The 4,813-nt window shown below is 70.7% G+C and carries 4 protein-coding genes and 2 pseudogenes; all 6 read left to right on the top strand.

Annotated elements, in window-relative coordinates:
- A partial coding sequence (locus BAY1663_RS22050) for a phosphonate C-P lyase system protein PhnH (protein WP_037045122.1) occupies positions 1–155 on the top strand: 155 nt, incomplete at its 5' end.
- Positions 155–1,262, top strand: a pseudogene (locus tag BAY1663_RS22055) (carbon-phosphorus lyase complex subunit PhnI). The gene BAY1663_RS22050 and the pseudogene BAY1663_RS22055, both read left to right, overlap by 1 nt.
- Positions 1,259–2,127: pseudogene (locus BAY1663_RS22060) on the top strand (alpha-D-ribose 1-methylphosphonate 5-phosphate C-P-lyase PhnJ). Before BAY1663_RS22055 ends, BAY1663_RS22060 begins: the two co-directional pseudogenes overlap by 4 nt.
- Positions 2,124–2,936, top strand: a complete 813-nt coding sequence (phnK, locus tag BAY1663_RS22065) for a phosphonate C-P lyase system protein PhnK (RefSeq protein ID WP_037045124.1) — start codon at positions 2,124–2,126, stop codon at positions 2,934–2,936. The pseudogene BAY1663_RS22060 and the gene phnK overlap by 4 nt, the downstream one beginning before the upstream one ends.
- 121 nt (positions 2,937–3,057) lie before the next feature.
- Entirely contained in the window at positions 3,058–3,762 is a 705-nt protein-coding gene (gene phnL, locus BAY1663_RS22070) for a phosphonate C-P lyase system protein PhnL (protein ID WP_037045126.1), read from the top strand.
- Positions 3,752–4,813, top strand: a 1,062-nt coding sequence (locus BAY1663_RS22075) for an alpha-D-ribose 1-methylphosphonate 5-triphosphate diphosphatase (protein ID WP_037045127.1), incomplete at its 3' end; no start/stop codon positions are given. The genes phnL and BAY1663_RS22075, both read left to right, overlap by 11 nt.

Genomic DNA, 4,813 nt, shown 5'->3' on the forward strand with positions numbered 1-4,813 from the left:
TGGTCGGCCTGCCGCTGGCGCCGGCGTTCTGGCAGCAACGCGCCGCGCGGATCGACTTCCCGCGCGGGCTGGACGCGCTGTTCTGTGCCGACGGCCAGGTGCTCGGCCTGCCGCGCAGCACGCGCATCGGCGATTCGCTGCAGGAGGTGGCCTGATGTACGTCGCGGTCAAGGGTGGCGAACAGGCCATCGACAACGCCCACGCACTGCTGGCGAAGAAGCGCCGCGGCGATACCGGCATTGCCGAGCTCGGCGTCGAGCAAATCCGCCAGCAGCTACCGCTCGCCGTGGCGCGAGTGATGAGCGAAGGCTCGCTGTACGACGAGGAACTCGCCGCGCTGGCGATCAAGCAGGCCGCCGGTGATCTGGTCGAGGCGATCTTCCTCCTGCGCGCCTACCGCACCACGCTGCCGCGCTTCGCCGAAAGCCTGCCGCTGGACACCGGCGCCATGCAGCTTAGCCGGCGCATCTCGGCAACCTTCAAGGACGTGCCCGGCGGCCAGCTGCTCGGCCCGACCTTCGACTACACCCACCGCCTGCTCGACTTCGCCCTGCTCGCCGAAGGCGAACGCCCCGGCCCGCCGGTCGACGAAGGCGCCAGCCTGGGCGACTGCCCGCGGGTGCTCGACCTGCTCGGCGCCGAAGCTGATGACCCCGGAGCCCGACCACGGCGAGCCGGTGCCGGACCTCACCCGCGAGCCGCTGGCGCTGCCGGCCGGCCGCGCCGAACGCCTGCAGGCGCTGGCCCGTGGCGACGAGGGCTTCCTGCTGGCGCTGGGCTACTCGACCCAGCGCGGCTACGGCCGCAACCACCCGTTCGCCGGCGAGATCCGCATCGGCGCGGTGGAGGTCTGGATCGAGCCGCAGGAGCTGGGCTTCCCGGTCTGCCTCGGCGACATCGAGCTGACCGAGTGCGAGATGGTCAACCAGTTCGTCGGCGACAGCGCCGAGCAGGCGCAGTTCACCCGCGGCTACGGCCTGGCCTTCGGCTATGCCGAGCGCAAGGCGATGGGCATGGCGCTGGTCGACCGCGCGCTGCGTGCCGGCGAGTACGGCGAGGAGGTGCAGGGCCCGGCGCAGCAGGAGGAATTCGTCCTGATGCACTGCGACAACGTCGAGGCCGCCGGCTTCGTCTCGCACCTGAAGCTGCCGCACTACGTCGACTTCCAGTCCGAGCTGGAACTGATCCGCAAGCTGCGCCAGCCGCAGGCCGAACCGGCCGAGATGGCCGTCGAGACGCCGGCGAAGGAGAAACGCGCATGAATGCCCAGGCCATTCCCGCCCGCGAGGCGGGCTACAACTTCGCCTACCTCGACGAGCAGACCAAGCGCATGATCCGCCGCGCGCTGCTCAAGGCGGTCGCCATCCCCGGCTACCAGGTGCCCTTCGGCGGCCGCGAGATGCCGCTGCCCTACGGCTGGGGCACCGGCGGCATGCAGCTGACCGCCGCAATCCTCGGCGCCGACGACGTGCTCAAGGTGATCGACCAGGCGCCGACGACACCACCAACGCGGTGTCGATCCGGCGCTTCTTCGCCCGCACCGCCGGGGTCGCCACCACCGAACGCACCCCCGCGGCGACGGTGATCCAGACCCGTCACCGCATCCCGGAAACGCCGCTGGCCGCCGGGCAGATCATGGTCTACCAGGTGCCGATTCCGGAGCCGCTGCGCTTCATCGAGCCGTCGGAAACCGAGACGCGCACCATGCACGCGCTGGGCGACTACGGGGTGATGCACGTCAAGCTCTACGAGGACATCGCCACCTTCGGCCATATCGCCACCGCCTACGCCTACCCGGTGACGGTGGACGGGCGCTACGTGATGGACCCCTCGCCGATTCCCAAATTCGACAACCCCAAGCTTCACCTGAGCCCGGCGCTGATGCTGTTCGGCGCCGGCCGCGAGAAGCGCCTCTACGCCGTGCCGCCGTACACCCGCGTGGCCAGCCTGGACTTCGAGGACCATCCCTTCGAGGTGCAGAAGTGGGACGCCTGCTGCGCCATCTGCGGCAGCGGCGATTCCTTCCTCGACGAGCTGATCGTCGACGACGCCGGGACCAAGCGCTTCGTCTGCTCGGATACCGACTACTGCGCGCAGCGCGTGCAACGCCAGGAGAACCGCCCATGAGCGCCGTCGAACAGCTGCAGCCCGCCCCGACCGCCTGCGCCGAACCGCTGCTGACGGTGCGCGAGCTGACCCGCCTGTACGGCCCGGACAAGGGCTGCCAGGGCGTGTCCTTCGACCTCTACCCCGGCGAGGTGCTGGGCATCGTCGGCGAGTCCGGCTCGGGCAAGTCCACCCTGCTCTCGGCGCTCTGCGGGCGCTGCCCGCCGGATCGCGGCAGCGTGCTCTACCGCGATGGCGGCGGCGACTGGCTGGACCTCTACGCCGCCAGCGAGGCCGAGCGGCGCACGCTGCTGCGCAGCGAATGGGGCTTCGTCGAGCAGAACCCGCGCGACGGCCTGCGCATGGGCGTGTCGGCCGGCGCCAACATCGGCGAACGGCTGATGGCCCAGGGCGTACGCCACTATGGCCGGCTGCGCACTGCCGGACTCGACTGGCTCAAGCAGGTGGAGATCGACCCGGCGCGCATCGACGACCTGCCACGGACCTTCTCCGGCGGCATGCAGCAGCGCCTGCAGATCGCCCGCAACCTGGTCTCCGGACCGAGGCTGGTGTTCATGGACGAACCCACCGGCGGGCTCGACGTGTCGGTGCAGGCACGCCTGCTCGACCTCTTGCGCGGGCTGGTGCGCGAGCTGGACCTGGCGGTGGTGATCGTCACCCACGACCTCGCCGTGGCACGGCTGCTGGCCGACCGGCTGATGGTGATGCGCCGCTCGCGGGTGGTGGAGGCCGGCCTCACCGACCAGATCCTCGACGACCCGCAGCATCCCTATACGCAGTTGCTGGTGTCCTCGGTGCTGCAGCCATGAGCGCCATCGCCCGTCCCATCGCCGGCAAGCCGGCTCCTACACCAGCGCGCCGCTCCGACCGCATCTGTAGGAGCGAGCTTGCTGGCGATCCGGCCGCTTCCTTCCCGCCAGGAGTGCACCCATGAATACCCTGATCGAGGTCCGTGACCTCGCCAAGACCTTCACCCTGCACCAGCAGCACGGCGTCAGCCTGCAGGTGCTGCGCGGGCTGGACTTCCACGTCGGCGCCGGCGAATGCCTGGTGTTGCACGGCCGCTCCGGCGCCGGCAAGTCGACCCTGCTGCGCACGCTCTACGGCAACTACCTGGCCGCCGCCGGCAGCATCCGCATCCGCCACGCCGGCGACTGGCTGGAACTGGTCGGCGCCGCGCCGCGCCAGGTGCTCGCCGTGCGCCGGCAGACGCTGGGCTACGTCAGCCAGTTCCTGCGGGTGATCCCGCGGGTGCCGGCGCTGGAGGTGGTGATGGAACCGGCGCTGGCCCGTGGCTGGAGTCGTGCCGATGCCGAGGCACGGGCCAAGGCGCTGCTCAGCCGGCTGAACATTCCCGAACGGCTCTGGCAGTTGGCGCCCGGCACCTTCTCCGGCGGCGAGCAGCAGCGGGTCAACCTCGCCCGCGGCTTCATGGTCGGCTGGCCGGTGCTGCTGCTGGACGAACCCACCGCCTCGCTGGACGAAGCCAATGCCCGCGTGGTGCTCGAGCTGATCGCCGAGGCCAAAGCCGCCGGCAGCGCGCTGATCGGCATCTTCCACGACCGCGCGATCCGCGAGGCGGTCGCCGACCGTTACCTGGACATGACGCAGGAGGACCTCGCCCATGCCGGCTGAACAGATACTCAGCAACGCCCGGCTGGTCACTGCCGAGGCGGTGATCCACGGCAGCCTGCTGATCCGTGACGGCCTGATCGCCGACATCGGCGAAGGCGCCAGCCAGCTGCCGCAGGCCCAGGACCTCGGCGGCGACCTGCTGCTGCCGGGGCTGGTGGAACTGCACACCGACAACCTGGAAAAGCACATGAGCCCGCGCCCGGGCGTCGACTGGCCGTCGGCCTCGGCGGTGCTGACCCACGACGCGCAGATCGTCGCCGCCGGCATCACCACGGTGTTCGATGCGCTGTCGATCGGCGACATCAACCCCAAGGGCAAGCGCATGCAGCAGCTGGGCACGATGCTCGAAGCCATCGCCGATGCCGAGGCCGCCGGGCAGACCCGCGCCGAACACCGCCTGCACCTGCGCTGCGAGGTCAGCCACCCGCAATGCCTGGAACTGTTCCGCGAGCTGGTCGAGCAGCCGCTGGTGCAGCTGGTCTCGGTGATGGACCACGCGCCGGGCCAGCGCCAATTCGCGCGCATGGCCAAGTACCGCGAGTACTACATGGGCAAGTACCACCTGAGCCCGGCGGAAATGGACGCCTTCGTCGCCGAACAGCTGGCCAACTCGGCGCGCCACAGCGATGCGCAGCGCGCCGCCATCGTCGACATCTGCCAGGGCCGCGGCCTGGCGCTGGCCAGCCACGACGACGCGACCCTCGAACACGTCGCCGAATCGGCCGGCTACGGCATGGCCATCGCCGAGTTCCCGACCACCTTCGAGGCCGCCGAGGCCAGCCACGCGCGCGGGCTGAAGGTGCTGATGGGCGCGCCGAACATCGTCCGCGGCGGCTCGCACTCGGGCAACATCGCCGCCGCCGACCTGGCCCGGCGCGGCGTGCTGGACATCCTCTCCAGCGACTACTACCCGGCCAGCCTGCTGCAGGCCGCGCTGGGCCTGGCCGAGCAGGACAACGACTATGATCTGCCACAGGCCATCGCCACCGTCAGCCTGGCCCCGGCACGCGCCGCCGGCCTCGACGACCGCGGCGAGATCCGCGTCGGCCGG

Origin of the sequence: Pseudomonas sp. BAY1663, from assembly GCF_000582595.1 — a bacterium.
Lineage (GTDB): Bacteria > Pseudomonadota > Gammaproteobacteria > Pseudomonadales > Pseudomonadaceae > Stutzerimonas > Stutzerimonas stutzeri_AF.